Annotated in this window: 25 protein-coding genes; 17 read left to right on the top strand and 8 right to left on the bottom strand. The window is 44.8% G+C overall.

All coding sequences use genetic code 11. The features are described 5' to 3' along the window. Positions 1 to 54 precede the first annotated feature (54 nt). From ACLTWA_RS05360 to ACLTWA_RS05345, 4 genes are read left to right on the top strand one after another with little or no spacing between them, the layout of a single operon-like run. A complete protein-coding gene (locus ACLTWA_RS05360) occupies positions 55 to 1,263 on the top strand; it encodes a pyridoxal phosphate-dependent aminotransferase (RefSeq protein WP_412326542.1) in 1,209 nt (402 codons plus the stop codon). Beyond that, positions 1,260 to 2,318: a histidinol-phosphate transaminase gene (hisC, locus tag ACLTWA_RS05355; RefSeq protein WP_412326541.1), complete on the top strand. Its 1,059-nt coding sequence runs from the start codon at positions 1,260 to 1,262 to the stop codon at positions 2,316 to 2,318. The genes ACLTWA_RS05360 and hisC overlap by 4 nt, the downstream gene beginning before the upstream one ends. Before the next feature lie 51 nt (positions 2,319 to 2,369). After that, entirely contained in the window at positions 2,370 to 3,506 is a 1,137-nt protein-coding gene (gene ytvI / locus ACLTWA_RS05350; RefSeq protein ID WP_412326540.1) for a sporulation integral membrane protein YtvI, read from the top strand. A 28-nt stretch (positions 3,507 to 3,534) separates the two neighbouring features. Then, positions 3,535 to 4,479, top strand: a complete 945-nt coding sequence (locus ACLTWA_RS05345; protein WP_412326539.1) for a GH25 family lysozyme — start codon at positions 3,535 to 3,537, stop codon at positions 4,477 to 4,479. A 148-nt stretch (positions 4,480 to 4,627) separates the two neighbouring features. Here the strand turns inward: ACLTWA_RS05345 and ACLTWA_RS05340 are convergent, their stop codons facing one another. The 6 genes from ACLTWA_RS05340 to ACLTWA_RS05315 all read right to left on the bottom strand — a co-directional run bounded on the left by ACLTWA_RS05340 (position 4,628) and on the right by ACLTWA_RS05315 (position 9,903). Further along, entirely contained in the window at positions 4,628 to 5,530 is a 903-nt protein-coding gene (locus ACLTWA_RS05340; RefSeq protein ID WP_412326538.1) for a DMT family transporter, read from the bottom strand. 23 nt (positions 5,531 to 5,553) lie between these two features. Then, entirely contained in the window at positions 5,554 to 6,384 is an 831-nt protein-coding gene (locus ACLTWA_RS05335; protein WP_412327186.1) for an AraC family ligand binding domain-containing protein, read from the bottom strand. Positions 6,385 to 6,595: 211 nt separating this feature from the next. After that, positions 6,596 to 7,402 carry a class I SAM-dependent methyltransferase gene (locus ACLTWA_RS05330; protein ID WP_412326537.1) on the bottom strand — a complete coding sequence of 269 codons (807 nt, stop codon included), beginning with the start codon at positions 7,400 to 7,402 and terminating at the stop codon, positions 6,596 to 6,598. 87 nt (positions 7,403 to 7,489) lie between these two features. Then, entirely contained in the window at positions 7,490 to 8,275 is a 786-nt protein-coding gene (locus ACLTWA_RS05325; RefSeq protein ID WP_412326536.1) for an ABC transporter permease, read from the bottom strand. A gap of 13 nt (positions 8,276 to 8,288) precedes the next feature. Then, positions 8,289 to 9,092, bottom strand: coding sequence for an ABC transporter permease (locus tag ACLTWA_RS05320; RefSeq protein WP_412326535.1), 804 nt, complete (start codon positions 9,090 to 9,092; stop codon positions 8,289 to 8,291). A 10-nt stretch (positions 9,093 to 9,102) separates the two neighbouring features. Further along, positions 9,103 to 9,903 (bottom strand): ATP-binding cassette domain-containing protein, encoded by an 801-nt coding sequence (locus tag ACLTWA_RS05315; protein WP_412326534.1) that lies wholly within the window; start codon positions 9,901 to 9,903, stop codon positions 9,103 to 9,105. Positions 9,904 to 10,264: 361 nt separating this feature from the next. Here ACLTWA_RS05315 and ACLTWA_RS05310 point away from each other — a divergent pair, with 361 nt between their 5' ends. The 11 genes from ACLTWA_RS05310 to ACLTWA_RS05260 all read left to right on the top strand — a co-directional run bounded on the left by ACLTWA_RS05310 (position 10,265) and on the right by ACLTWA_RS05260 (position 20,120). Further along, positions 10,265 to 10,648 carry an ArsR/SmtB family transcription factor gene (locus ACLTWA_RS05310; protein WP_412326532.1) on the top strand — a complete coding sequence of 128 codons (384 nt, stop codon included), beginning with the start codon at positions 10,265 to 10,267 and terminating at the stop codon, positions 10,646 to 10,648. A 38-nt stretch (positions 10,649 to 10,686) separates the two neighbouring features. Beyond that, positions 10,687 to 10,911 (top strand): cation transporter, encoded by a 225-nt coding sequence (locus ACLTWA_RS05305; protein WP_412326531.1) that lies wholly within the window; start codon positions 10,687 to 10,689, stop codon positions 10,909 to 10,911. A gap of 16 nt (positions 10,912 to 10,927) precedes the next feature. Continuing rightward, a complete protein-coding gene (locus ACLTWA_RS05300) occupies positions 10,928 to 12,808 on the top strand; it encodes a heavy metal translocating P-type ATPase (protein WP_412326530.1) in 1,881 nt (626 codons plus the stop codon). Positions 12,809 to 12,950: 142 nt separating this feature from the next. Beyond that, the gene (gene glnA / locus ACLTWA_RS05295; protein WP_412326528.1) at positions 12,951 to 14,288 is read left to right on the top strand and encodes a type I glutamate--ammonia ligase; all 1,338 of its coding nucleotides are present in this window, start codon (positions 12,951 to 12,953) and stop codon (positions 14,286 to 14,288) included. Positions 14,289 to 14,329: 41 nt separating this feature from the next. Beyond that, positions 14,330 to 14,878, top strand: coding sequence for an ANTAR domain-containing response regulator (locus ACLTWA_RS05290; RefSeq protein ID WP_412326527.1), 549 nt, complete (start codon positions 14,330 to 14,332; stop codon positions 14,876 to 14,878). 17 nt (positions 14,879 to 14,895) lie between these two features. Continuing rightward, positions 14,896 to 15,708, top strand: coding sequence for a diaminopimelate epimerase (gene dapF, locus ACLTWA_RS05285; RefSeq protein WP_412326526.1), 813 nt, complete (start codon positions 14,896 to 14,898; stop codon positions 15,706 to 15,708). 19 nt (positions 15,709 to 15,727) lie between these two features. After that, positions 15,728 to 16,957 carry an LL-diaminopimelate aminotransferase gene (locus ACLTWA_RS05280; RefSeq protein ID WP_412326525.1) on the top strand — a complete coding sequence of 410 codons (1,230 nt, stop codon included), beginning with the start codon at positions 15,728 to 15,730 and terminating at the stop codon, positions 16,955 to 16,957. Positions 16,958 to 17,091: 134 nt separating this feature from the next. After that, positions 17,092 to 17,547: an Lrp/AsnC family transcriptional regulator gene (locus ACLTWA_RS05275; RefSeq protein ID WP_412326524.1), complete on the top strand. Its 456-nt coding sequence runs from the start codon at positions 17,092 to 17,094 to the stop codon at positions 17,545 to 17,547. A gap of 79 nt (positions 17,548 to 17,626) precedes the next feature. Continuing rightward, on the top strand, positions 17,627 to 18,409 hold the full coding sequence (locus ACLTWA_RS05270) for an N-acetylmuramoyl-L-alanine amidase (RefSeq protein ID WP_412326523.1): 783 nt from the start codon (positions 17,627 to 17,629) through the stop codon (positions 18,407 to 18,409). 129 nt (positions 18,410 to 18,538) lie between these two features. Next, positions 18,539 to 19,183 carry an HAD family hydrolase gene (locus ACLTWA_RS05265; RefSeq protein WP_412326522.1) on the top strand — a complete coding sequence of 215 codons (645 nt, stop codon included), beginning with the start codon at positions 18,539 to 18,541 and terminating at the stop codon, positions 19,181 to 19,183. A 34-nt stretch (positions 19,184 to 19,217) separates the two neighbouring features. After that, entirely contained in the window at positions 19,218 to 20,120 is a 903-nt protein-coding gene (locus tag ACLTWA_RS05260; protein ID WP_412326521.1) for a DUF368 domain-containing protein, read from the top strand. A 118-nt stretch (positions 20,121 to 20,238) separates the two neighbouring features. Here ACLTWA_RS05260 and ACLTWA_RS05255 read toward each other — a convergent pair whose 3' ends face one another. Together ACLTWA_RS05255 and ACLTWA_RS05250 are read right to left on the bottom strand one after the other, a co-directional pair. Continuing rightward, positions 20,239 to 21,504, bottom strand: a complete 1,266-nt coding sequence (locus ACLTWA_RS05255) for a peptidoglycan-binding protein (protein ID WP_412326520.1) — start codon at positions 21,502 to 21,504, stop codon at positions 20,239 to 20,241. 108 nt (positions 21,505 to 21,612) lie between these two features. Beyond that, on the bottom strand, positions 21,613 to 21,810 hold the full coding sequence (locus ACLTWA_RS05250) for a hypothetical protein (protein WP_412326519.1): 198 nt from the start codon (positions 21,808 to 21,810) through the stop codon (positions 21,613 to 21,615). Positions 21,811 to 22,069: 259 nt separating this feature from the next. On the opposite strand from ACLTWA_RS05250, the gene ACLTWA_RS05245 reads away from it, so the two are divergent. Beyond that, positions 22,070 to 23,143: a carbamoyl phosphate synthase small subunit gene (locus tag ACLTWA_RS05245; protein ID WP_412326517.1), complete on the top strand. Its 1,074-nt coding sequence runs from the start codon at positions 22,070 to 22,072 to the stop codon at positions 23,141 to 23,143. Continuing rightward, positions 23,143 to 26,346, top strand: coding sequence for a carbamoyl-phosphate synthase large subunit (gene carB, locus ACLTWA_RS05240; protein ID WP_412326516.1), 3,204 nt, complete (start codon positions 23,143 to 23,145; stop codon positions 26,344 to 26,346). The genes ACLTWA_RS05245 and carB overlap by 1 nt, the downstream gene beginning before the upstream one ends. Positions 26,347 to 26,353: the final 7 nt, after the last annotated feature.

The raw sequence follows: 26,353 nt of genomic DNA, 5'->3' as shown, positions 1-26,353 counted from the left end.
ACTTGTGATATAATTCCCATAAAACCATTTCAGGATAAAGGAAGGAATAAGATTATGATAGCAGACAGGATGAGACCCCTTGTAGAAAACAATTCCGCAATCCGTGCCATGTTTGAAGAAGGAAAGAAGATGGCTTTGCTTCATGGCCGGGAGAATGTATATGATTTCAGTCTGGGAAATCCCAATGTACCCGCTCCGGAAGCAGTCAATAAAGCCATACTGGACATTGTAAAAGAAGAGGAGACGACTCTGATTCACGGCTATATGAGCAATGCAGGGTACGAGGACGTAAGAGATGTGATCGCTGGTTCCTTGAACCGGAGATTTGGGACTCATTTTCATCTGGAAAATATTCTTATGACAGTTGGAGCCGCCAGCGGTATGAATGTAATATTAAAAACCATACTGGATCCGGGAGATGAGGTGGTGGTATTTGCCCCTTACTTTATGGAATATGGCTCTTATGTAAGAAACTATGACGGTGTGCTTGTGACTGTGCCTCCGGATACCAGGACCTTTTATCCTGACCTTGAAGAATTTGAGCGGCGGATCACGGAAAAGACAAAAGCCGTTATTATCAATACGCCCAACAATCCTACCGGAGTCATCTATTCCTTAGAGACTCTTAAAAAGATCGCCGGAATTATGGAAAAGAAGGAAAAAGAATTTGGTAAATCCATCGTACTGATTTCGGATGAGCCATACAGAGAACTTGCATATGACGGAGCAGAGATTCCTTATGTGACACCACTTTACCACAATACCTTTGTATGCTATTCCTATAGTAAATCCCTATCTCTGCCGGGAGAGAGAATCGGTTATCTTGTGATTCCTGATGAAGTCGATGACTCACAGAATGTAATTGCTGCAGCAGCCATCTCAAACCGCGTGCTGGGGTGTGTCAATGCGCCTTCCCTGATGCAGAGAGTGGTCATGCGCTGTGTGGATGAACAGGTGAATCTGGAAGCCTATAACAGAAACCGGGAGCTTCTTTACAGCAGTCTTACAGAATATGGATTTGAGTGTATTAAGCCACAGGGGGCTTTTTATATGTTTGTTAAAGCTCCGGTGGATGATAAGGAATTCTGTAACTACTGCAAGGAATACCGGGTGCTGGTGGTTCCGGGAAGTTCCTTTGCATGTCCGGGCTACGTTCGGATCGCATACTGTGTTTCTTATGACCAGATTGTCCGTTCTCTTCCTGCATTTAAAAAAATAGGGGAAGCTTACGGACTTCTGGAGAAGAAGGGGGAAAAGGAATGAGGCCCTGGGAAAAAAATATACGGAGGGTTGCTCCTTATGTGCCGGGAGAACAGCCAAAAGGCGATAATCTGATCAAACTCAACACCAATGAAAATCCGTATCCCCCGGCTCCGGGGGTGAGACAGGCTTTAAAAGAGATGGACTATGACCAGTTTCGCAAATATCCAGATCCGACTTCCAATGAGCTTATAAAGGTCCTTTCGGAATATTATCAGGTCAATGAGAATGAGATCTTTGTGGGTGTGGGATCTGATGATGTGATCGCAATGGCTTTTATGACCTTTTTCAATTCAGAGCTGCCTATACTTTTTCCGGACGTAAGCTATTCTTTCTATAAGGTTTGGGCGGAGCTGTTTCACATACCTTATGAAACACCGGTCCTTGATGATAATTTCTGCATTCATAAGGAAGATTATTACAAGGCAAATGGGGGGATCATATTTCCGAATCCCAATGCTCCCACCGGTCTGCTGCTTCCGCTGGAAGAAGTAGAGGATATTATTGCCCGAAATCAGAATTCTGTGGTGATCGTTGATGAAGCATATATTGATTTTGGCGGAGAAAGTGCAGTGAAGCTCACGCGAAAATATGAGAATCTTCTGGTGGTACAGACCTTTAGCAAATCCCGTTCCTTAGCGGGCATGAGGATTGGATATGCCATTGGACATCAGAATTTGATACAGTCGGTCAATGATGTAAAGTACTCCTACAATTCCTATACCATGAACATGCCTTCTTTAAGATCGGGCGTGGAGGCGGTAAAAGATGACCGGTATTTTAAGGAAAGTATTGGACGAATTGTAAAAACCAGGGAAGAAACCAAGGGAAGGCTGAAAGAATTGGGCTTTTCTTTCCCGGATTCCATGGCGAATTTTATTTTTGCATCTCACAGGGAACGTAAGGCGGAAGAGATATATAAGGCTCTTCGCGAGAACCACATATATGTCCGCTATTTTAATCAGCCAAGGCTCGACAATCATCTGCGGATTTCGATTGGTACCGATGAGGAGATGAAGGAATTTTTTGGATTTTTAGAGGGTTTTCTTTCGAATTAATTCATTTGTCAGGAAGCTTTTGGGATAGTATAATAAAAACAGGTGATGGAAATGGAATATGTGAAAAAGTATTTAAAACTGATACTTAATATTGTGATACCCATTCTGTTCTTATACTTGATCTGTGTATGGGGACCAAGATTGTTGAGATTTTTTCTGCCGTTTGTGATTGGCTGGGTCATAGCAGCCATAGCCAATCCATTGGTGCGCTTTCTTGAAAAACGCTTAAAGATCGTCAGGAAACACAGTTCTGTACTGATTGTGGTAACTGTGCTCTCTCTCATTATAGCGGCGCTTTACTTCCTTGTGTCCAAGCTGGTTTATGAAACCATTGGATTTGTGGGAGATATTCCCCAGTATTACGAAGCGGCCTGGGTGGAAATTCAAAAGATTCTGTTAAACGTACAGGGAATTATGCAGTTTTTACCGATAGGGATTCAGGATTCGGTGAATCAGTTTTTCTCCCATATGGAACAATATTTAAATGTAGCGGTGCAAAAAATCGCCTCTCCTACGGTTATGGCAGCAGGAAATGTGGTAAAAAGCATACCGGCGGCCTTAGTTTATACGATTGTTACGATTTTTTCTTCCTATCTGTTCATTGTGGACAGAGATAAGATGATGGAAATCATACATCGTTATATACCGGAGGGCGGAACCAGATATTACCGCTATCTGAAAAAAGATGTGAGGCATCTGGTTGGGGGCTATTTTGTTGCCCAGTTTAAGATCATGTTTATCATGGCAGCTGTTCTGGGAATTGGATTTCTGGTTCTGGGAGTGGATTATGCTCTATTGCTTGCCGTGCTCGTAGCGGTCCTTGATTTTCTGCCCATAATCGGTACCGGTACGATTTTGATTCCATGGGCGTTGGTGCGCATGGTTTCCGGAGAGTTCGCTTTTGGTTTTGGACTGATTGCCATTTATGTGCTGACCCTGGTAATCAGGCAGGTCATACAGCCGAAGATTGTAGGCGATACCATGGGACTAGATCCTTTTATGACCTTGCTGTTTTTGTATCTTGGATTTAAAATAAGCGGGATCGCAGGAATGATTTTGGCAGTGCCCGTTGGCATGCTGATTCTTAATTTATATGAATTCGGGGCTTTTGACTTGTTTTTTGACAGCGTAAAGACATTGATCCACGACATCAATGTGTTCCGGAAGGAACCTGATGAAAAGCCGTGAAAAAGCTGTGTTTGGAGGAAATCATATCATGAACATAAGAGTGAAAATTGCCGCAGGTATCATTGTTGGCTTTATTAGTTCTGCAATGATGGCGACGCCTATGAATGGATTTTCAGGGGAAGCGTGGAACCTGGAAAATGGAAAATATGTGGATGCATCCGGCCAGCCCATTGCCGGTGCACTGGAAAAAGGAATTACAGTATCAAAATATCAGAACCGTCAGAATGAAGCCGGAGGCGGCATTGACTGGGACCGGGTAAAAAGATCCGGAGTATCCTTTGCCATGATCCGGCTCGGCTATTTAAATGACAAAGATCCCTATTATTCTGTCAACATGACGAATGCGGCAAAAAGCGGCTTAAAGACAGGGGTATTTTTCTATACCCAGGCTCTGGATACCCAGACTGCAGAGCAGGAAGCAGAATATGTGCTTCAGGAAGTAAAGGATTATCCCATATCTTACCCGATCGCCTATGATGTGGAGTCGAAATACCTTCTGGACAATCATCTTACCAGACAGCAGATTACGGACAATATCAATGCTTTCTGCAAGATCATTGCGGATGCCGGTTACCGGCCTATCGTATATGCCAATAACAAATGGCTCACTTATCACATTGATATGAATCAGATCCCATATGATGTCTGGTATGCCAGATATGGAAGTATCAATGACTGTAAGAACCGCACCATCTGGCAATGTACGGACCAGGGAAGAGTGGACGGGATCGATGGGGATGTGACGATCGAATTTGCCTTCCAGGATTACAGCAGTCTTATTTCGGCTGAGGGCTGGAAGACGATTGACGGAAAACGGTATTATACGAGAAATTACTTAAAGCAGACCGGATGGGTTGAAGTGGGAGATGCATGGTATTATTTTGATGAAGATGGAATCATGGTTCATGATACGTCCTTGGAAATAGACGGGAAGACTTATGCTTTTGGCACAGACGGAGCGATGATCCGGTAAAAAGCTGCAAGTGTTCTTTTGGATATTAACGGTTGCTTTAAATTCTGTTTTAATCAAAGGATGGTTCAATAAAGTGTGGCGTAGCATACGAAGCTACGCCATTTCTGTCGCCTGGTGGATTTTGCTGCCGGTGTTTGCCCGGTCATTTTTAAAGTTTCCGTTGTTTTGAAGAGGTTTTAAGCTCTGATAGAAATAATCCTGTTAAAGTAAGTAAAATTCCAAATATCCCAATTCCGGTAATGGTCTCTTTGAGCACAATGACAGAAGTGACCACGGTTATGACAGGGACGATGTAAATATAAACGCTGGTTTTTACTGCGCCCAATAGTTTAACTGCAAAATTCCATGTAACAAAGCACAGGGCAGATGCACCCAGTCCCAGGAATAGGATGTGAAACAGATTCAGTGGCTGAACCATCCGACTGACATCTGGTTTGAACCCAAATATAAGCAAGGCAGGTATCATAAACACAAGTCCATAAAAGAATATCCTTCGGGTCGATTGGATGGTATTATAATGAAAACTGCTGATTTTCTTTGTCAGAATAGAATAGGCTGCCCATACCATAGAAGCGGTAACGGCTAAGATATCTCCCAGGGGATTTAATTGCAGGTTGCTGCTTCCGTTAAAACTAATGAGAAAGATTCCAGCAGCCGCAGCCCCAAAGCCTGTAAAGAATTGTGGCCTGAGTTTTTCACCAGCTAAAAAGAAGTGGGCGAAAATAGCAGTAAAAAACGGTGCTATAGAAAGAACGATCCCTACATTAGAAGCAAATGTATAGGTCAAGGCAATGTTCTCAAGCAGATAATACAGTGTAATACCACATAAACCGGCAGCAGCAAAATATAATTCTTGTTTTCTATCCTTGATTCTCATCCGGTGAGGATAAACTGTAAGCAACACGACAAAACCGATTGTAAATCTTAAGAACAGTATTTCTATTGGAGAAAAGTCTTCTAAAAGTACCTTTGTTGATATAAAAGTAGTACCCCAGATGAAAATTGTAATAAGTGCAGATAAATGTCCCGTAATTTCTTTTTTTCTGTCCATGAAAGTCCTCTCTATATAAATACTCAGCTGTGAGTATTCTTAAAAATATTCATATATTGCTTTGGTGTCAGCCCTATAAATTTTTTGAAAAAGTTTGTAAAGTGGCTCTGGTCGTTAAAGCCTGTATGGAAAGCCACATCGATTGGCAGCATGCCTTGCTCCAGCATTTTCTTTGCATGGTCGATACGTATGGTTTCCAAATAACTATAGGGAGAAATCCCTTTTTGCTTGGTGAATGAGCGGAGAAGATAGTATTTGCTTAGTCCTGTCAGATTGCAAAGGTCATCAAGAGTAATATTATCCTTGTAGTGCGTTTCTAAGAATTCGCAGATTGCCTTTGCCTTTGTGCTTTGTTCTGAGGGCTCTGACGGCATGGCCTGTCCAGTATATTCTTCCATGAGCTGTTCCAGAAGGAAAAAGAAGATTTCCTCTTTTCTAAAATCCGTTTCATCTTCCATAATGATCTGGTGTAAATCCCGAAGTATGGAAACCAATTCGCTATGAAAAATGACCTGCGGGGCAAAATATGGCAGGGATTCTTTTCCTGTTATTTCAAAGACTGCCTGGCTCATGATTTCCGGTTGGATATTGATACAGCGGTAATCCAGCGTTTGCCCGTCAATTTGTTCACACCTATGATTGTCACGCGGATTAAACAACAGCAAATCCCCTGGCTCTATGGTATACTCCCTGTTCCTGCAAGACAAAAACCGCCGCCCTTTTTCTATAAAACCAATTACATAATATTCGTGAAAATGATTAGGAAATTTCTGCATAATGCCTTGAAAGTGATAGGCTTCCACCTTTAACTCATTATCATATTTTACCGTTCGGATTTCTTGTTTCAGAAAAATGTCCTCCTTTCCTGGCAATCTGATACATAGTGTACCATAAAAAGCAATGATATTCTTGTATGATATTGCTCTTTTATCTGGCAGGCAAGAGCGGAGAATGCTCTAAATAGTGGTATGAGACAGAAAAGAAAAAATAAGCGCATCGCTCATTGGAAACGATACGCTTATTTGGGATATTTTTATGGTAACTGTACCGGTTGCACAGGCTAAACTATGTTTCAGAAGTCTTTTTATAAGCATAGACCCCCAGCCGGTTATTCGTTATGTACATAACAGGGATGAGAAGCTTTTTAACACCGGGAAGTAGATATTTCATCTCATTAGTAAAATTAATAAGGCCAATCTGCCTGATGCCAGGACAAAGCGCTGCCACTTCACTGCCGTCTTTTACTCCCCAGTGAAACTGAGCACTTGTTTTTTTCAGAGTATCGTGAATCTTTCCCTTGTTGACCAGTCCCTTATAAAGAAGGTCAAACTGTGCCTCAAAGCGGTCGAATCCGTCTGTCAGTATCTTTAGAAACTTTTTTACTTCATCTTCTCTTAAATACATCATCATGCCTTCTGAAAGAATCAGCAGCTTTTTTCCATTTGTTTTCACAGCCGAAGGCCAGGTGGGATCTAAGGCGGATTTAGGGATGTTCTTCACCCGTTCATTGGGTTCAAAGAACACTTCCCGCTGCGCAATTACTTCCGGAAAATCCAGATTGTACCACTGTATTCTGCCGTTATCCACTCTTGAAAATCGGGTGTCAAGACCGCACCCAACCGAAACAATCACGCAATCCGGGTACTTTTTAATAAATGCTCTTGTCTGGTCATCCATGGTCTTTGCCCGCGCCAGAACTCCGTAATAGGACATAAAGCCGCTGTCAAATTTCTTAAAATCATAGTCGATCCGTTTTACCATTTCTGCAGCTTTTTTGTCATTGATGACAGGGTTGCTGGTTTCTGCGTCTTTTGCACGGATGTATAGCGTAATCAGGAGTGTTTCCATGACTCCGCTGAGTTTTTCAGACATAATGCCCCTCCTCTCGGTGAATGATACCGCCTTGGTTAGCTTAAACTAACTATCTGTACCATATTATACGCTTATGCATTTTCATTGTCAAGAACCGGTGGAGTGATATCTGGAAAGCCCGAACCGCCATAAAAGTATGGCAGGAAGGAGAAAAAGGCAACCGGCAACGGGAAGAAGAGCGTACCAGGGGGTTTCCACTTTTCCTGTTACATACAAAAACGGGTAGTACTGGAACAGGGAAAAAGGAACCAGATAAGTACATATGGTAAGCAGGGTCTTGCCGTAGATGCCAATGGGATATTTGCCGTATTCCCGTGCTCCGTCTGTAAATACATTCATAAACTCCAACCCTTCCAGTGTAAAAAAACATATGGAAGCGAAGATTAAATAGATGGAAGCAAATACCACCACACCTCCTGCGATCATAAGTACTGCAGTAACGATGCGGGCCAGGTTCCACTCAATGGAACTGGCGGATACTCCGTAGGCAAACATAACGGCAGCCTGCAGCAGACGGCCGGTTCTTGTAAGGTCAATTTTACTGCACAGAACAGTAAACAGACAGTTTCTGGGGCGCAGCAGCATCCGGTCAAATTCCCCGTTTCCTATAATGGTTTCAAAGGTGTCAAGGCTTCGGAAGATGGTTTCCGCTATGGTAAATGCTATCAATGTAATGGAAAAACAAAGCAGCACCTCCTCATAGGTAAACCCTTTCACCTGCCGGAACCGGTCCATCATGAAATAAACACCGAGAAATATATTAAAGGAAATAAGAAATTGTCCTACGGTGGTCAATAAAAATGAAACCTTGTGCTGCATAATGCTTTTCAGATGAATAAGAAAATATTTTTCGTATAAACGTATGGAATTCATGTCGTACCTCCTTTCAGCCCCCCTGAATCACAATTCGTTTCAAAGCAAGTTTCTCCAACCCCCGTCCGATGGCCAGGAAGGCAAAAAGCCAGAATACCTGCAGAAAAAGGCTGACATACATCTCCGTTCCTGTTAAATCTCCGCCGAAGATCCGAAAAGGAACGTTCTGGGCAGAAGCAAAGGGCAGCAGGCTTACAAATTCACGAATACCACCAGGAAGGAAGGGCAGAGGGATTACCGAACCGCTTAAGAATTCCGACAGGGAGGTAACGAGCAATTTGGTCCCCTGGGAGGATATGGTGTAAAATACGGACATATAAACAACCATACCAAAGGCCACTACAAAGAGCAGTCCCAAAGTCATGGATAACAGGGTAAGCAGCCAGATTTTCACATCCCCTGGCAGGGATAGACTGTATGGCTCAGGAAGAAACCAGGCGAACACCAGAATCGGCATGCACCGAAGAACTGCTTTTGAGAGGCGCACGGCAAGTCCTCTCACAAACCACATGTTATAAAGGCGGACGGGACGGCATAGTTCATAAGCCACATTCCCGGTGGTAATGGATTCAAAGAGCTGGGATTCCCAGAACCATGTCATGAAAAGAGCCAGAAACGCCTGCTGAAGCCATATGTAGGTGGTTAGAGCCTGAAATTCCATCGGAAAGTTTTCCGGGGAAGCCTCATAAAAGGCGCGGAATAAAAGGATTTCCATGGTGCCCCATACAAACTGGGTGACCATACCGGAAAGGGCGGCTGCCCGGTACTGAAGCCCGTGGATAAAACGGATGCGGAAAAACGACCAGTATTTTTTCATATTCAGCCTCCTAAATCTCGAAATCCCGGTAAAGGGCCGCAATGATCTCATCTAAGGCTGCGTCTTTGCTTGGCCTGTGGGATTTCAAATCATCAAGAGTTCCGTCCAGAAGAAGCCGGCCTTTGCCGATTAAAAGGACCCGGTCTGCCAAAGCTTCAATATCCTGCATATCGTGCGTCGTAAGCAGGACGGTGGTATTGTGCCTCGTATTCTGCCTGCGGATGAAATCTCTTACCGCCAGCTTGGAAACAGCATCTAAGCCGATGGTCGGTTCATCCAAAAAAAGAATCTTCGGATTGTGAAGCAGTGAAGCGGCGATTTCGCAGCGCATTCTCTGGCCGAGGGATAATTGTCTGGCAGGGGTGCGCAAAATCTCTTCCAGAGACAGCAGTTCCGTCAGTTCACTTAAAGTTTCGTGGTAAGATTTTTGGGGAATGTCGTAGATGTCACGGAGAAGTTCATAAGAGTCTATGATGGGAACGTCCCACCAGAGCTGGGTCCGCTGTCCGAACACAACGCCTATGTCCTTTACATGTTCTTTCCGTTCCTTCCATGGGATACGGCCGTTAATGATACAGGTGCCGTCATCCGGGGTAAGGATGCCGCTTAGAATCTTTATGGTAGAGCTTTTACCTGCCCCGTTGGGACCGATATAGCCTACCATTTCTCCGTCTCCTATAGAAAAGGAGATGTCTGATAGTGCGTGGATAAGTTCCACTTCTTTGTGAAAAAGTGCCTTCACAGCTTCTGAAAATCCGGCGCTTCTTCTGGTGACTTTAAAAGTCTTGTTCATGTGATCCACTTGAATCATGTTGGTTCCTCCTGGTAGTAATATTTTTGAACGTGATCCTTCCGGCAGCGGACAACAAATCTGTCTTAACCGGTGAACGCATTCCAATATCTTGCCAAGCGGTGAGCGCAGCCTGTAAAATATTGCTGGCGCTGCTCTCCGGGGGGATTTAAAATTGGTCCCGGGGACTCTACCGTGGTATTAATATTCTCTTTTCCTGAATATGAGATGTGAAAATAGAATGGAAAAGGAATTTTAGTTTACCACCGCTGATTTTTACTGTCAAGTAGATGAAAAAATCCTTGACATTTTCAAAGAAAATGATAATATAAACATATGAACAGTTATTCATATATTAATAGTATCACAAAGGAGGTGTGGAATGGAAGTATACGGGAAAAAAAATATAACAGATTCTGAAGTCGACCAATGTGATTTCATCTGCATTCATGAAGGGATTGTAAACAAGGTCATAAAGGCGATGCCAAAGGAACAGGAGCTTCTTGATCTGGCGGAATTTTATAAAATTTTCGGCGATCCTACCAGGGTGAAGATCCTTTATGTTCTCAGCCAGTCTGAGATGTGCGTGTGCGATATCGCAAATCTGCTCGGAATGGGGCAGTCAGCCATCTCTCATCAGCTTCGTGTCTTAAAGCAGATGCGGCTTGTGAAGTTCAGAAGAGAAGGAAAGACGGTTTTTTATTCGCTGGCGGATGGGCATATTGAGACCATTCTGGCTCAGGGAATGGAGCACATTAACGAGTAATGAATTCATTTATATAAAGGCATAAGGAGAGAATAATTATGAAAAAGATTGTTAAACTGGAAGGTTTATGCTGTGCAAACTGTGCGGCCAGAATTGAAGAAGGCGTTAAAAAACTATCTGGTGTGGAAAGCGCTTCTTTAAGCTTTATGACACAAAGGCTGACGGTAGAGGTTGAGGAAAACAAGACAGATGAGGTGATGGAAGCTGCAAGAAAAATTGCAAATAAAATCGAACCGGAAGCCGAGTTTAAGATACTTCGGTAGGATCAAAGGAGCCACTATGACAAAGAAACAAAAAAAGATGGTACTCAGGCTGGCAGCCAGTGCTGTATTTTTTGCAGTCGGTATGATTTTTGAAGGGAAAAATTCATGGTATCTGGTTCCTTTCATTATTTCTTATCTGGCAGCAGGATATGATGTTCCTTTGCGTGCACTGCGCAGCATGAGAACCGGCCAGTTTTTTGATGAGAATTTTTTGATGTCCCTGGCTACGTTCGGTGCCATTGGCATCGGTGCTATGGAAGAAGCAGTGGGAGTTATGCTGTTTTATCAGATCGGCGAGCTCTTTAATGATTATGCAGTTAACAAATCAAGAAAATCCATTACAGAACTTATGGATATTAATCCCGAATATGCAAATCTTATAATAGACGGAAAAGAGGAGCAGGTGGATCCTTATGAGGTTCAGGTGGGAGATATTATCGTAGTAAGACCGGGAGAAAAAGTCCCATTGGACGGAATCGTCATCAAAGGAGCCGCCGGCCTTGATACGAAGGCTTTAACCGGAGAATCCATGCCTGCAGAAGTAACGGAAGGCGATGAAGTGCTAAGCGGTTCCATCAATTTAAACAGTGTGCTTGAGATTCAGGTAACAAAGCTGTTTGATGATTCCACCGTGGCAAAGATTTTAGAACTTGTGGAAAATGCCAGTTCCAGAAAGGCAAAGGCGGAGAATTTCATTACCCGGTTCGCAAGAGTCTATACTCCGGCCGTTGTAATCCTGGCAGTGATTTTAGCCGTTGCCCCCCCTCTTATTTTTGGAGGCAGCTGGGGTACCTGGATCTACCGTGCCTGCAGCTTCCTTGTTGTTTCCTGTCCCTGTGCACTGGTGATATCTGTGCCTTTAAGCTTTTTTGGAGGACTTGGTGCTGCGTCCAGACAGGGAATCCTTTTAAAGGGAAGCAATTATCTGGAATCCATGGCTTCCTTAGATACCGTAGTATTTGATAAAACAGGTACGCTTACGACAGGTAAATTCAAAGTAACCGGTATAGAAGCGGTGTCAGTCAGCAAAGAAGAATTACTTGAACTGGCAGCGTACGGGGAGTTCCACTCCAATCATCCGATCGCCCAATCCGTGAAAGAGGCTTATGGGAAACCGGTGGATCAGACAAAGATCGGAAATGTGGAGGAGGTTGCCGGTTACGGCATTCGGGCGGAGCTTTTATTTGAAGAGGGAAAGCGCAGTCTTTCTGTTGGAAATAAACGGCTTATGGAGCAGCTTGGGATCGCTGTTTCCGGCAATGAGCCTGTGGCAGGAACCACTCTCTATGTAGCAGAAGATCAGTCTTACCTTGGCTCCATTACCATCTCCGATACCATCCGGGAAGATGTGCCTGTGGCCTTAAAGGGACTGAAAGCAGCCGGTGTGAAAAAACTTATTATGCTTACCGGAGATAAACAGGAGGTTGGTCAGGCGGTCGGTGAAACGCTGGGACTTGATGAAGTTCACGGCGGACTGCTTCCAGGAGATAAAGTCGGAAAGGTGGAGGAGCTTTTAAGAAAGAAGGAAAAAGGCACCATGCTGGCTTTTGTAGGTGACGGCATCAACGATGCACCGGTCCTCGCCCGTGCAGATGTGGGAATCGCAATGGGAGGCATCGGCTCTGATGCAGCGGTGGAAGCAGCTGACGTGGTCATTATGACGGATGAACCTTCAAAGCTTACGGACATCATTCTGATTGCCAGAAAAACCATGGTCATTGTAAAGCAGAATATCGTATTTGCAATTGGTGTAAAAGTTCTTATCCTTATATTGTCAGCGCTAGGAATCGCAACCATGTGGGCGGCTGTATTTGGGGATGTAGGTGTTTCTGTACTGGCCATTTTAAATGCCATTCGAGCGTTAAGGTATGGGAAGAAAGATGAAAAAACAGATTGACAAATTTTTTTCCAGCTGATATATTTTACACATATTGCGGGTGGTGCGAAGACGGTCCATTGTTGTAAGGCTGTGTTTGCCCACCCCTTTTTTGGAAATACTTCTTACTGGAAATCTGGGTTTAAGAAAGGGAGATTGTATTATGAGCAAGTATAGCAAAGAAGACATATTCCGTATTGTGGAAGAAGAGGATGTAGAATTTATCCGTCTTCAGTTTACGGATATTTTCGGTATGATGAAAAACGTCGCTATCACCAAAAGCATGCTTTCCAAGGCTTTAGATAACCGCTGCATGTTTGATGGTTCCTCCATTGAAGGCTTTATCCGAAGCGAAGAATGTGATATGTATCTTTATCCGGATCTGGATACCTTTGAGATTTTTCCATGGCGCCCCCAGCAGGGAAAAGTAGCAAGACTTATGTGTGACGTATACTCTCCGGATAAGACTCCTTTTGAAGGTGATCCAAGGTACGTGCTGAAAAAGGTACTGAAAAAGGCTGAGGATATGGGGTTCGTATTTTATGCAGGCCCGGAATGTGAATTCTTTCTGTTTCATACCGATGAGGAAGGCTGTCCCACCACTCATACCCATGAGACAGCAAGCTATTTTGATGTAGCACCAATCGATCAGGCAGAAAATGTCCGCCGGGATATGGTATTATCCTTAGAAGAGATGGGCTTTATGATTGAAGCCTCCCATCATGAGATTTCACCCGGACAGCATGAGATTGATTTTCAATATGCAGAAGGCATTGTAACTGCAGATAATATTATGACCTTTAAGATGGCGGTAAAGGCTATTGCAAAGCGTCATGGCCTTCATGCTACCTTTATGCCAAAGCCAAAGGCAGGAGTCAATGGTTCCGGCATGCATATCAATATGTCCCTGTCCGATTTAAACGGGCGGAATGTGTTTGAGGACTCCAATGATGAACTTGGATTAAGCAAATATGCTTACCAGTTCATTGCCGGCATTCTTCATCATATGAAGGGAATGACGATTTTGACCAATCCCCTGGTCAATTCCTATAAGCGTCTGGTTCCCGGGTACGATGCTCCCGTTTATATCGCATGGTCTGCCAAAGCAAACAGAAGTCCTTTGATCCGTATTCCATCCTCCAGGGGAGAAAGCACCAGAATTGAGCTTCGCTGCCCGGATTCTGCTGTGAATCCGTATCTGGCACTGGCTGCATGCCTGGCGGCAGGTCTTGACGGAATCGAAAAGGAAATGACACCGCCGGAAAGTGTGGACAGCAATGTATTTGCCATGCCACGTGAGGAGATCCTGAGCAAGGGAATCCAGCAGCTTCCGGGAACGCTTGGGGAAGCCATTGAGGCATTTCGCAGGGATGAGTTTATGAGAGAAGTTCTAGGCGAGCATATTTTCACCAAATATTTAGAAGCCAAAGAAGCCGAGTGGCGCATGTTCCGGGCCCATGTAACGGACTGGGAAGTGGAGGAATACTTAAATAAGTATTAATCTTTTGTGTCCCCGATACGGTTATCTGGAGGTGAGAGTGTTTGACCAATGTGATAGTGGCATTTTCCAAGGCGGAGGATGCGAAAAATATTAGAAATATTCTTATGAAAAATGGCTTTTCGGTCTCCGCAGTCTGCACCTCCGGCTCCCAGGCAGTCAACAGCGCCGATGAATTGGGCAGCGGGATCGTGGTATGCGGCTGCAGATTTGCTGACATGGTATATCAGGAACTCTATGAGTGTCTTCCTCCGGGAATGCAGATGCTTCTTGTGGCTTCCCCCAGCCAGTGGACCGGAAGAGCGCCGGAAGATGTGGTCTGCTTAGGACTTCCGTTAAAAGTCCAGGATCTTGTAAGCACTCTGGAAATGATGATGGAAACGCTGGCCAGAAGACGAAAAAAATCAAAAAACCAGCCTAAGGAGCGCAGTAAGGAAGAAGTGGATCTGATTAAGCAGGCAAAAGAACTGTTAATGGAGCGGAATCACATGTCCGAATCAGATGCACACCGGTATATCCAGAAATGCAGTATGGACAGCGGTACCAACATGGTTGAAACTGCCCAGATGATTATGAGTTTGATCAATCGGTAGAAATTGAGGAAATAAAAATGAAATTTACAAAGATGCAGGGAATCGGCAACGATTATGTTTATATCAATTGTTTTGAAGAGACGGTAAAGAATCCGTCGGAGCTGTCTAAAAAGGTCAGCGACCGACACTTTGGAATCGGGTCTGACGGCCTGATTCTTATCTGTCCTTCAAAGACAGCAGACTGTCGGATGCGCATGTTTAATGCAGACGGATCGGAAAGCGCAATGTGCGGCAACGGAATCCGCTGTGTGGGGAAATACGTATTCGACCACCATATGGTGGAAAAGACAGAATTTGACGTGGAAACAGAGGCTGGTATCAAGCACTTGAAGGTTACGGAAGAAGACGGCAGAGCAGTAAAAGTTACTGTTGACATGGGAATACCGGAAGTGACCAGCAAGCTGCCGGAACCGATCTGTGTTTCCGGCACTGATTACGAATTTATAGGGATCTCGGTGGGGAATCCTCATGCGGTATACTATATGGACCGCATTGATGAACTGGATTTAGAATCCATTGGTCCGGCTTTTGAAAATCATGAGCGGTTCCCGGAAAGAACCAATTCCGAGTTCATTGAAGTTATAAATAAAAACTACATCCGGATGAGAGTCTGGGAACGGGGCAGCGGGGAGACCTGGGCCTGCGGGACAGGGGCAACTGCCAGTGCAGTGGCTTCTGCACTGAGCGGACGCACGGAGAATACGGTAGAGGTAGAATTAAAAGGCGGTAATTTGACCATACACTGGGACAGGGACGGAAGCGGCCATGTGTTCATGACCGGTCCGGCAGTTGAAGTGTTTCAGGGAGAATTCGACATAAAAAATCTATAAGACAATACAGGAGGATACTATGGTAAAGATCAATGAAAATTATTTAAAGCTTCCGGGAAGCTATTTGTTTTCTACAATTGCAAAAAAGGTAAACGCTTACATAGAAGCAAATCCCGATAAAAAGGTCATAAGACTGGGCATCGGTGATGTTACCCAGCCTTTGGCACCGGCCATTATCGAGGCTCTCCATGGTGCTGTTGATGAGATGGGGAATGCAGAGACCTTCCATGGCTATGCACCGGACCTTGGCTATTCATTTTTAAGAGAGACCATTGCAGATTCGGATTATATTTCCAGAGGATGCCAGATCGGGGCAGATGAGATCTTCGTTTCTGACGGAGCAAAGAGCGACTGCGGAAACATTCAGGAAATTTTTGATGAGAACTGTACCATAGCTGTTTGTGATCCGGTGTATCCTGTATATGTGGATTCCAATGTTATGGCAGGAAGAACCGGTGAATACGATGAAGTTACCGGAAAGTGGAGCAATGTCATCTATATGCCATGTACGGCAGAGAATAAATTTGTTCCGGAGCTTCCGGAAAAGACACCAGACTTAATCTATCTGTGTGTGCCAAACAATCCGACCGGTACTACCCTGACCAGGGAGCAGTTAAAGGTATGGGTGGACTATGCCAATCAGACCGGTGCGGTAATTCTTTATGATGCCGCTTATGAGGCTTATATTGCAGAAGACGATGTTCCCCATACCATTTATGAGATCGAGGGCGCAAAGACCTGTGCCATTGAATTCCGCTCTTTCTCAAAGAATGCAGGCTTTACCGGAGTCCGTCTGGGCTTTACTGTAATTCCAAAGGAACTGGTCAGAGGCGGTGTGTCTCTTCATTCTCTGTGGGCAAGACGTCACGGAACCAAATTTAACGGTGCTCCGTACATCATCCAGAAAGCGGGATTGGCCGTTTATTCCGAAAAAGGGAAAGCACAGTTAAAGGATCAGGTGGCTTATTACATGAGAAATGCAAAAGTCATCTATGACGGATTAAAAGAGGCAGGCTGTGAAGTTTACGGAGGAGTAAACGCTCCTTATATCTGGTTAAAGGTGCCGGGGGGCATGACTTCCTGGGAGTTTTTTGACCTTCTTCTTGAGGAAGCAAGCGTAGTTGGAACTCCTGGAAGCGGATTTGGACCGAGCGGAGAAGGATACTTCCGTCTGACTGCATTCGGAACCTACGAAAATACCGTGGAGGCTATTGAAAGACTCAAAAAAATGCCTTCCCTAAGAAAATAAAGGTTGACAACTATTTGATAATTCTATATTATTAAGTGTAAGAAAGATTTATAAGATTGCAGCTTAATTTGTAAGAACAAAAGCGTTCAGTACTTAGGTAGTACTGGCGCTTTTTTTATTTCAAGGAGGAAGATATGGACGACATCGATAAGAAAATAGTACAGACCCTGCAGAAAAATGCCCGGGCGTCCTTAAAGAATATAGCAGAATATACCTTTTTGTCTTCGCCAGCAGTTTCCTCCAGAATCGAGAAGCTGGAGAGAGAGAAAATCATCACAGGATATCATGCACAGGTAGACCCCATGAAGCTTGGATATCATATCACGGCATTTGTAAATCTGGATGTCTCTCCTATGGATAAAATACAGTTTTATTCCTATATGGAATCCATACCCAACGTGCTGGAGTGCAACTGTGTGACTGGAGATTATTCCATGCTGATAAAAGTGGCCTTTCAAAGCACTATGGAACTTGATGTTTTCATCGGACAGCTTCAAAAATACGGAAAAACCAATACTCAGATCGTATTTTCTACTCCTGTAGGACCCAGAGGCGTGGACGTTATGGCGGAATTGGGAGAAAAAGAATAAATTTTATGCAAAAAGTGGTACCGGAGAAACATCTTTCACATACGTTATAGAATAGAGGTATGTGAAAGGAGTTTTTCTTTTGGCTGAGAGACAGATCGTAGTAATAGATGCCGGACACGGCGGCGCAGATCCGGGTGCAACCTATAACGGGCGGCAGGAAAAGGATGATAACCTGAAGCTTGCGCTGGCCGTAGGGAAGGTTCTTGCAGACGGCGGAGTAGATGTCAGATATACCAGAGCTGACGATACCTACAATACACCTCTTGAGAAAGCCATGATGGGAAATGATGCAGAAGCAGACTTTTTTGTTTCCATACACCGCAATGCAATGCCAGTTCCTGGTGCCGGTTCCGGAGCAGAAGTCCTTGTGTTTGAAGATAAAGGAATTCAGTCAATGCTGGCTAAAAACATTATGGAAGCCTTAAGCGAAACAGGATTTACCGATTTGGGAATCATTGAACGCCCGGGTCTGGTAGTTCTTAGAAGGACAAAGGTGCCGGCGGTTCTGATAGAAGCAGGGTTTATAGACAATGAAGCAGATAATTACCTGTTTGACCAGAATTTTGATGCGATTGCAAAGGCAATCGCTGATAGTATAATAAAAACCATTCAGGAGCAGGAAGAGACTCAGACTGAATATTATCAGGTTCAGACCGGAGCTTTCCGGGTCCGCTCTCTGGCAGAAGCCCAGCTCAATGAATTAAAGGCACAGTCATTCCCTGCTTTTGTTGTTCTGGAAGACGGCCTTTATAAGGTTCGGGTAGGTGCATTCCGTAACATCGATAATGCAGTTCGTATGGAACAGGCGCTCAGAAGGTATGGATATAATACATTTATGGTGAAAAGGCCGGCTGTATACTGAAATTTATGGGTCGCCGGGACGCAGGCTTAAAAAAGCCCCGCCCCTGCGGCTTTTTACGTTTTTATGCTTGACAAAAGCCGCCCGTTCCCTTAATGTCTGAATCAGAAAGACGGAAGAAGGAGAGACAACATGATTCAGGCAGTTATATTTGATATGGATGGAGTTTTGATCGACAGCGAAGGCGTTTATCTGGAATATCAGCTGGAATTTGCAAGAACCAAGAACCCGGATGTAAAAATGGAGCAGCTTTATCCTATGGTAGGAGCCACAAAAAAGGATTCCTGGGAGGTTTTGGAACGGGCAGTGGACAATGGACAAACCTGGGAAGAATTAAGAGATGAATTCCGGAAAAAAGACATTTATCAGACGATTGATTACAAAAAGCTGTACCGTTTGGAAGCTACGGAGGTCCTTTCACAGTTAAAAGCAGACGGATACCGGCTGGCTCTTGCCTCCTCCACCCATTTAGAACTGGTGGAGCGGGTGCTTAAGGAAAACGGAATCCGGTCATATTTTGAACAGGTGATCAGCGGCAGCCAGTTTAAAAGGAGCAAACCTGATCCGGAAATTTATCTTCATACCGCCGCATGTCTTGGCCTTGCTCCAAAAGAATGTCTTGCGGTGGAGGATTCCACCATTGGAATTACGGCTGCATACAGAGCAGGAATGAAGATTGCCGCGATCATTGATGAGCGGTACGGATTTGACCAGAGCCTTGCGGATTACAGGCTCAGTCAGGTAAAAGATGTATTAGAAGCTGTAAAAAAAGCATAGGATATGATATACTACCGAATTCAGGAGGAATTTTTTGAAGTATATCAGCGAGCTTTTAAAAGGTGTCATCATAGGCGTGGCCAACATACTTCCCGGCATCAGCGGAGGGATGCTCGCCATTACCATGGGAGTGTACGATAAGATCATTCATGCGGTGAACCGGCTTTTTAAGGAACCGGTGAAAAGCATACGGATTCTTCTTCCATATGGAATCGGAGCGGTCGCAGGTATTATTTTTCTTTCTCTGGTTTTTGAATATCTTTTTCATACATATCCGCTTCAAACGAAACTGTCATTTTTAGGATTGATCGGCGGAGGGCTTCCCACCTTATTCCGGAAATCCTTTTCAAAGGAGCACTCGGACTGGAAGAAGGGGATTTTTACGACAGTGGTCACCTGTTGTCTGGTGGTCTTCATTACCTTCGTGGCAGAAACGGCGATTGCTTCCGGCAGAAGCGGTGATGCAATGAATCTGGCAACCGGAGCCGATTATCTTTCTTCCGGAAGGTTCTGGTTCCTCATCCTGTTTTTGATCGGCCTTGTGGCAGCAGCAACGATGATCGTGCCAGGAGTCAGCGGTTCTATGATCATGATGATGCTGGGGTTTTACGAACCCATTCTTCAGGCCAATAATGCATGCATCAGAGCGTTATCTGTTCTGGATTTTCCCACACTTTTTTTTAATGTTATGGTACTGGCTCCGTATTTTGCCGGAATGGTGACCGGTGTGTTTTTATTTGCCAGAGCAGTAGAACGGCTCTTGATCCGCCATGAGTGCCAGATGTACCGGATCGTGACCGGTCTGGTATTTTCTTCCCCCTTTGTGATTCTGTGGGACGTTTCATGGAAAAGTGTTGCGTTATATGAACTGCTGGGAGGGATCGCACTGGCTCTTTTGGGCTATGTAGCTGCTGATTTATTAGGCGGAGAAGGGTGATTGCCAGTGTGCCAATACGGATCTTCATAAAAGGAGGAAAGGCTCCTCAAATGCAGACAGAAGTTTCACAACTGCATTTGAGAGGTCTTTCCTTATTTTATTAGAGATAATATGTTTTTTACGAATATTCGGCGATACGGGTAATGCCGACATAGATGTGGGAAATCCGGTACCAGGTGGCAAAATCGATGATCCCTGTGACAGGTAGTTTGAAAATAGTCTGGAACTGGCGGACGGCTTCTTCCGTATCCGGGCCAAAGATACCGTCAGCGGTGATTCGTGGAATTGCCGTATAGACTCCGGCAATAGTATCTAACTGCTCCTGTACCTGCCGGACCTTATCTCCGCTTGCGCCAATGGTCAGGTTATAACCCGGGAACGAAGAAGGAACCCCGGAAACCTGTTCTGCCGTATTGATGTATATATCGCTTCCATAATAGTTCCGGAGAATCTGGATGGCGGTGTAGCCCTGTTCCCCTAAGTCGCAGCTTCCCCATTGGGACATCCAGTTCGGACAGCTTACCCGCTGGCCGTCGCAGTACTGGGTGAGAATTGGCTGCCGGATACCTGGACGGGATAAATAGCTGTTGAAGATTTCATCAACTACCTGGGAAATGCTTTCATAGATGTTGCGCCCGTAGATCCACTTATGGTCAAAAGCAGTGGAAGAGGTGATGGTAAAATCATATCCCTGATTACGGTACCATTCGGTATAGACCCGGTTCAAAGTGAAGCTCATAATAGCAAGAACGTTGGCAATGATGGTTTCTCTGGGCCAGGTGGCATAAATTTCACTGGAAGCGACATTTTTAATGTAGTCTCCGTAAGGTACGTAATAATTTGGTGCCGTTGGGTCTGTAGGAACTCCGTCATGAACGATAATGGTCTGAGGCACCACCACCTGACTAAGTACAATTTCCCCTGTTTCCGCAACAGGCTTTACCTCTGCTTCTGCTATTTTTGGAGGATATTCTCCATAAAGCGTGTGGTCCGGGATAACAATTGGGACATCGGGAGATACTTCATCTGCGATAGGAACCATCCGCACCGGCTGGAGTGCCAGGGTGTCTGCAAGGATTTCCGTACCGGAGATGGCAACCGGTTCAAATCCCTGGGCGCGAACCATCAGTGTGTATTGAGAGTAGGGCTGAATGAGGCTGGGAGCCAGGCTTAAGTCTACTGGAGGTGCAGAAAGGCTTACCTGCTCCGTTTGCCCGGAAGAGTTGGTAACAAGCTGTTCCAATGTGCTTTCCGGGTCTCCGGTATAGGAAACGGAAATTTCTGCATCCTGAATGGGAAAGTTGTTTTCATTGGAAACAACATTTACAAGGAGAGAGCCGGTTGCACTGGTTTCCTGTGCTCTGGCTGTCATGTATGGATTCATAGAATGCCCCTTAATGGAATGATTATTATAAATATATTACAGGGCAGGGGGAATGATTACAAAAGCCCCCCGGAGAATCATAAAAAAATCGATTCTCCGGGGAACTCTTTAGAAAAAGGACGATTTTGGTTCATAAAACATGGATTCCACGTAATTGCGCATTTCCTGACGGCTGTTAATATCTCTTGCACCCTCTATGATGGCATTTCTCTCAGATTCGGAAAGGCCTGCAAATCGGTTGAGAATGTCGGAGTGCTGTGCAAGTTCCATGGTGAATCCAATTGGAAGATCGCTGTTATCAATCATATTTATCACCTCAGTCATATTTTTTCCGAATTGACCGGAAAGTATACCTTTGAATATAATACCAGAGATGGATTGCATAATTATACAAATTAATTTAAGAAATATCTGGAATATTCAAAAAACATGAATAAAAAAAGAAAAAAGAAATGCGAAGAAAATGGTTGAAAAATGTCACAGGATAATGTATAATCTATTCAATTTGGGCTGATATCAGTCAGCCTGATAACCATAGCATTAAGAAAGGATTGGGACTTTGCGTATGAAAGCTTTTTTAATACTGGAAGACGGTACTGTGTTCACAGGGACAAGCATTGGTTCCACACGGGAGGTTATAAGCGAGATTGTATTCAATACTTCCATGACGGGATATTTAGAAGTTCTTACCGACCCCTCTTACGCGGGGCAGGCAGTTGTGATGACTTATCCGTTAATTGGTAATTACGGAATTTGTCAGGAAGATATGGAATCATTAAAACCGTGGCCGGATGGCTACATTGTCAGAGAATTATCTAGAATCCCCAGCAATTTTAGATGCGAGGATACCATTCAGCATTTCTTAAAAGAAAACGACATTCCAGGTATCAGTGGTATCGATACGAGAGCCCTAACAAAAATATTAAGAGAAAAAGGTACAATGAACGGCATGATTACAACCAATGAAGGTTTTGATCTTGATGACGTCATTTCACGTATGAAAAAATATTCTGTTACCGGTGTGGTAAAGGCAACCACTTGCAGAGAAAAGTATGTCCTTCCCGGCAGCGGAAAGAAGGTCGCTCTTCTTGATTTAGGGGCAAAGAAGAATATCGCACGCTCCTTACATGAAAGAGGCTGTGAAGTAACCGTATATCCGGCAGGCACAAAAGCAGAAGAAATACTTTCCGGAGGGTTTGACGGCATCATGCTTTCCAACGGACCTGGTGATCCCAAGGAGTGCACGGAAATCATTGCTGAGATAAAAAAGCTGTATGAATCCAATGTTCCCATTTTTGCGATCTGTCTCGGACATCAGCTCATGGCACTTGCAACAGGAGCGGATACTCATAAATTAAAGTATGGACACCGCGGCGGAAACCATCCGGTAAAAGATCTGGAAACCGGACGTGTGTACATTTCCTCCCAGAATCACGGTTATGTGGTTGATGAAGCCACTGTGGACCCGGCAGTTGCAGTTCCTGCATTCGTTAATGTCAATGACGGGACCAATGAGGGATTAAAGTATACCAATAAGAACATATTTACCGTACAGTATCATCCGGAAGCCTGTCCGGGACCACAGGATTCCAGCTACTTATTTGACCGGTTTTTAAATATGATGGAGGAGGGAAAATAATGCCGAAGATTCAGGATATAAAAAAAGTACTCGTTCTTGGCTCCGGCCCGATCATCATCGGCCAGGCAGCAGAATTTGATTATGCCGGGACCCAGGCCTGCCGCTCCTTAAAAGAGGAAGGCGTAGAGGTTGTTTTGTTAAACTCCAATCCTGCTACCATCATGACGGATAAGGATATTGCAGATAAAGTATATATCGAGCCTTTGACGGTTGAAGTGGTGGAGCAGCTTATCTTAAAAGAAAAACCGGACAGTGTCCTTCCGACTCTGGGCGGTCAGGCTGGATTAAACCTTGCCATGGAGCTTGCCGATAACGGCTTTTTGGAAAAGCATAATGTCCGCCTCATCGGAACTACGGCTCTTACCATTAAAAAAGCAGAAGACCGTGAGATGTTTAAGGAAACCATGGAAAAAATCGGAGAACCGGTTGCTCCTTCTGATATCGTTGAGAATGTGGAAGACGGACTCCGGATCGCAGAAGAGATCGGCTATCCAATTGTTCTTCGTCCTGCTTACACTCTGGGAGGTTCCGGCGGCGGTATTGCTGAGAATCCAGCCCAGTGCCGTGAGATTCTTGAGAACGGACTTCGTTTATCCCGTGTGGGGCAGGTCCTGGTGGAACGCTGCATTGCAGGCTGGAAAGAAATTGAGTATGAAGTGATGCGCGACGGTGCCGGTAATGTGATCACCGTATGTAATATGGAAAATATTGATCCGGTGGGCGTCCATACCGGAGACAGTATCGTAGTTGCACCGTCTCAGACGCTTGGAGACAAAGAATACCAGATGCTGCGGACTTCTGCATTAAAGATCATCAGCGAGCTGGGAATTACAGGCGGCTGTAATGTACAGTATGCCCTTCACCCGAACAGTTTTGAATACTGTGTAATAGAGGTAAACCCCCGGGTAAGCCGTTCTTCTGCCCTTGCATCAAAAGCTACCGGCTACCCGATCGCAAAGGTTGCAGCAAAGATTGCCTTAGGATATACGCTTGATGAGATTAAGAATGCGGTAACGAAAAAGACGTATGCAAGCTTTGAACCCATGCTGGATTACTGTGTGGTGAAGATGCCCCGTCTTCCTTTTGATAAATTTTTAAGTGCAAAGAGAACTCTGGGAACCCAGATGAAAGCCACCGGCGAGGTCATGAGTATCTGCACCAGCTTTGAAGGCGGTCTTATGAAAGCAATTCGCTCTCTGGAACAGCATGTAGACAGCCTTCTGTCTTATGACTTTACGGGCCTTACGGATGAAGAACTGACAGAAACCCTTCACCTTATTGATGACAGAAGAATCTGGGTCATTGCAGAGGCAATCAGAAGAGGTTTTTCTTATGAGACGATTCACGAGATCACAAAGGTCGATGTGTGGTTCATTGACAAGCTGGCCATTCTCGTGGAGATGGAAGAGGCTTTGAAACAAGGCCCTCTGACTGCTGAACTGTTAAAGGAAGCAAAACGTCTGGAATTCCCGGATACAGTAATTTCCAGACTGACCGGAATCTCTGCAGAAGAGATTCATCAAAAAAGAAAAGACAACGGCATTACAGCAGCATTTAAGATGGTAGATACCTGCGCGGCTGAGTTTGCTGCAGAAACACCTTATTATTACTCCTGTTTTGGAAGTGAGAATGAAGCCATTCAGACTTCAGGAAGAAAGAAAGTTCTGGTTCTCGGTTCCGGTCCTATCCGTATCGGACAGGGAATTGAATTTGATTTCTGTTCCGTTCACAGCACCTGGAGCTTTAGCCGGGAAGGATATGAGACAATCATTGTCAATAACAACCCTGAGACCGTAAGTACGGACTTTGACATTGCAGATAAACTGTATTTCGAGCCTCTTACCCCGGAAGATGTGGAGAGCATTGTGGACATCGAAAAGCCGGACGGAGCCGTGGTACAGTTCGGCGGACAAACTGCCATCAAGCTGACAGAGGCTCTGATGAAGATGGGCGTCCCCATTCTTGGAACTGCAGCAGAGGATGTAGATGCAGCAGAGGACCGGGAGCTTTTTGATAAGATCCTGGAGGAATGCCAGATTCCAAGACCAGCCGGACAGACCGTATTTACAGCGGAAGAAGCGAAGAAGGTTGCAAACCAGCTTGGTTATCCTGTCTTAGTAAGACCTTCCTATGTACTTGGGGGCCAGGGAATGCAGATTGCGATTTCCGATCAGGATGTGGACGAATTTATTGGAATTATCAATCAGATCGCTCAGGAACACCCGATCCTGGTAGACAAATATATTATGGGAAAAGAAATTGAAGTCGACGCAGTCTGCGACGGCCAGGATATCTTGATTCCGGGCATTATGGAGCACATCGAGCGTGCCGGAGTCCACTCCGGTGACAGTATTTCTGTCTATCCGGCCCAGAGTATTGATGAGGAAGTCAAGGAAGTGCTGGTAGAATACACCAGAAGACTGGCAAGAGCCCTTCATGTAAAGGGTATGATCAACATTCAGTTCATTGTAAGCGGAAAAGACGTATATGTCATTGAAGTAAATCCACGTTCTTCCCGTACGGTGCCATACATCAGCAAAGTGACCGGAATTCCTATCGTTCCTCTGGCGACCCAGGTAATCTGCGGTCATACCATTAAGGAACTTGGTTATGAACCGGGATTGCAGCCAGAGGCAGATTATATTGCCGTAAAGATGCCGGTGTTCTCCTTTGAGAAGATCCGCGGGGCAGATATTAATCTGGGACCGGAGATGAAATCCACCGGAGAATGTCTTGGAATCGCAAGAACCTTTAATGAAGCCCTTTACAAAGCCTTTGCAGGAGCAGGCATCAAACTGCCAAAGCATAAGAATATGATCATTACCGTAAAGGATTCCGACAAGGAAGAAATCATTGAAATTGCCAGAAGGTTCCAGGCACAGGGATATAAGATATTCTCCACCTCAGGAACGGCTAAAGTATTAAATGAAAATGGTGTAAAAGCCCTTATGGTGCGGAAACTGGAGCAGGAGTCTCCGAATCTGCTGGACCTGATCCTCGGTCATGAGATCGACCTGGTCATTGATACGCCGCCCCAGGGAGCAGACAGAAGCAGGGATGGATTTACGATCCGCAGAAATGCCATTGAAACCGGCGTGACGGTTCTTACTTCTCTGGACACGGCAGCAGCCCTGGTAACCAGTATGGAAAACCGGGCTAATGAACTGACTCTTATTGACATCGCACAAGTTAAAAATGTATAAGGAATTG

This window comes from Lacrimispora sp. (assembly GCF_046972725.1).
GTDB lineage: Bacteria > Bacillota > Clostridia > Lachnospirales > Lachnospiraceae > Lacrimispora.
The sequence above is the reverse complement of the archived record's forward strand: the minus strand, read 5'-3'. Positions and strand labels throughout refer to the sequence as shown.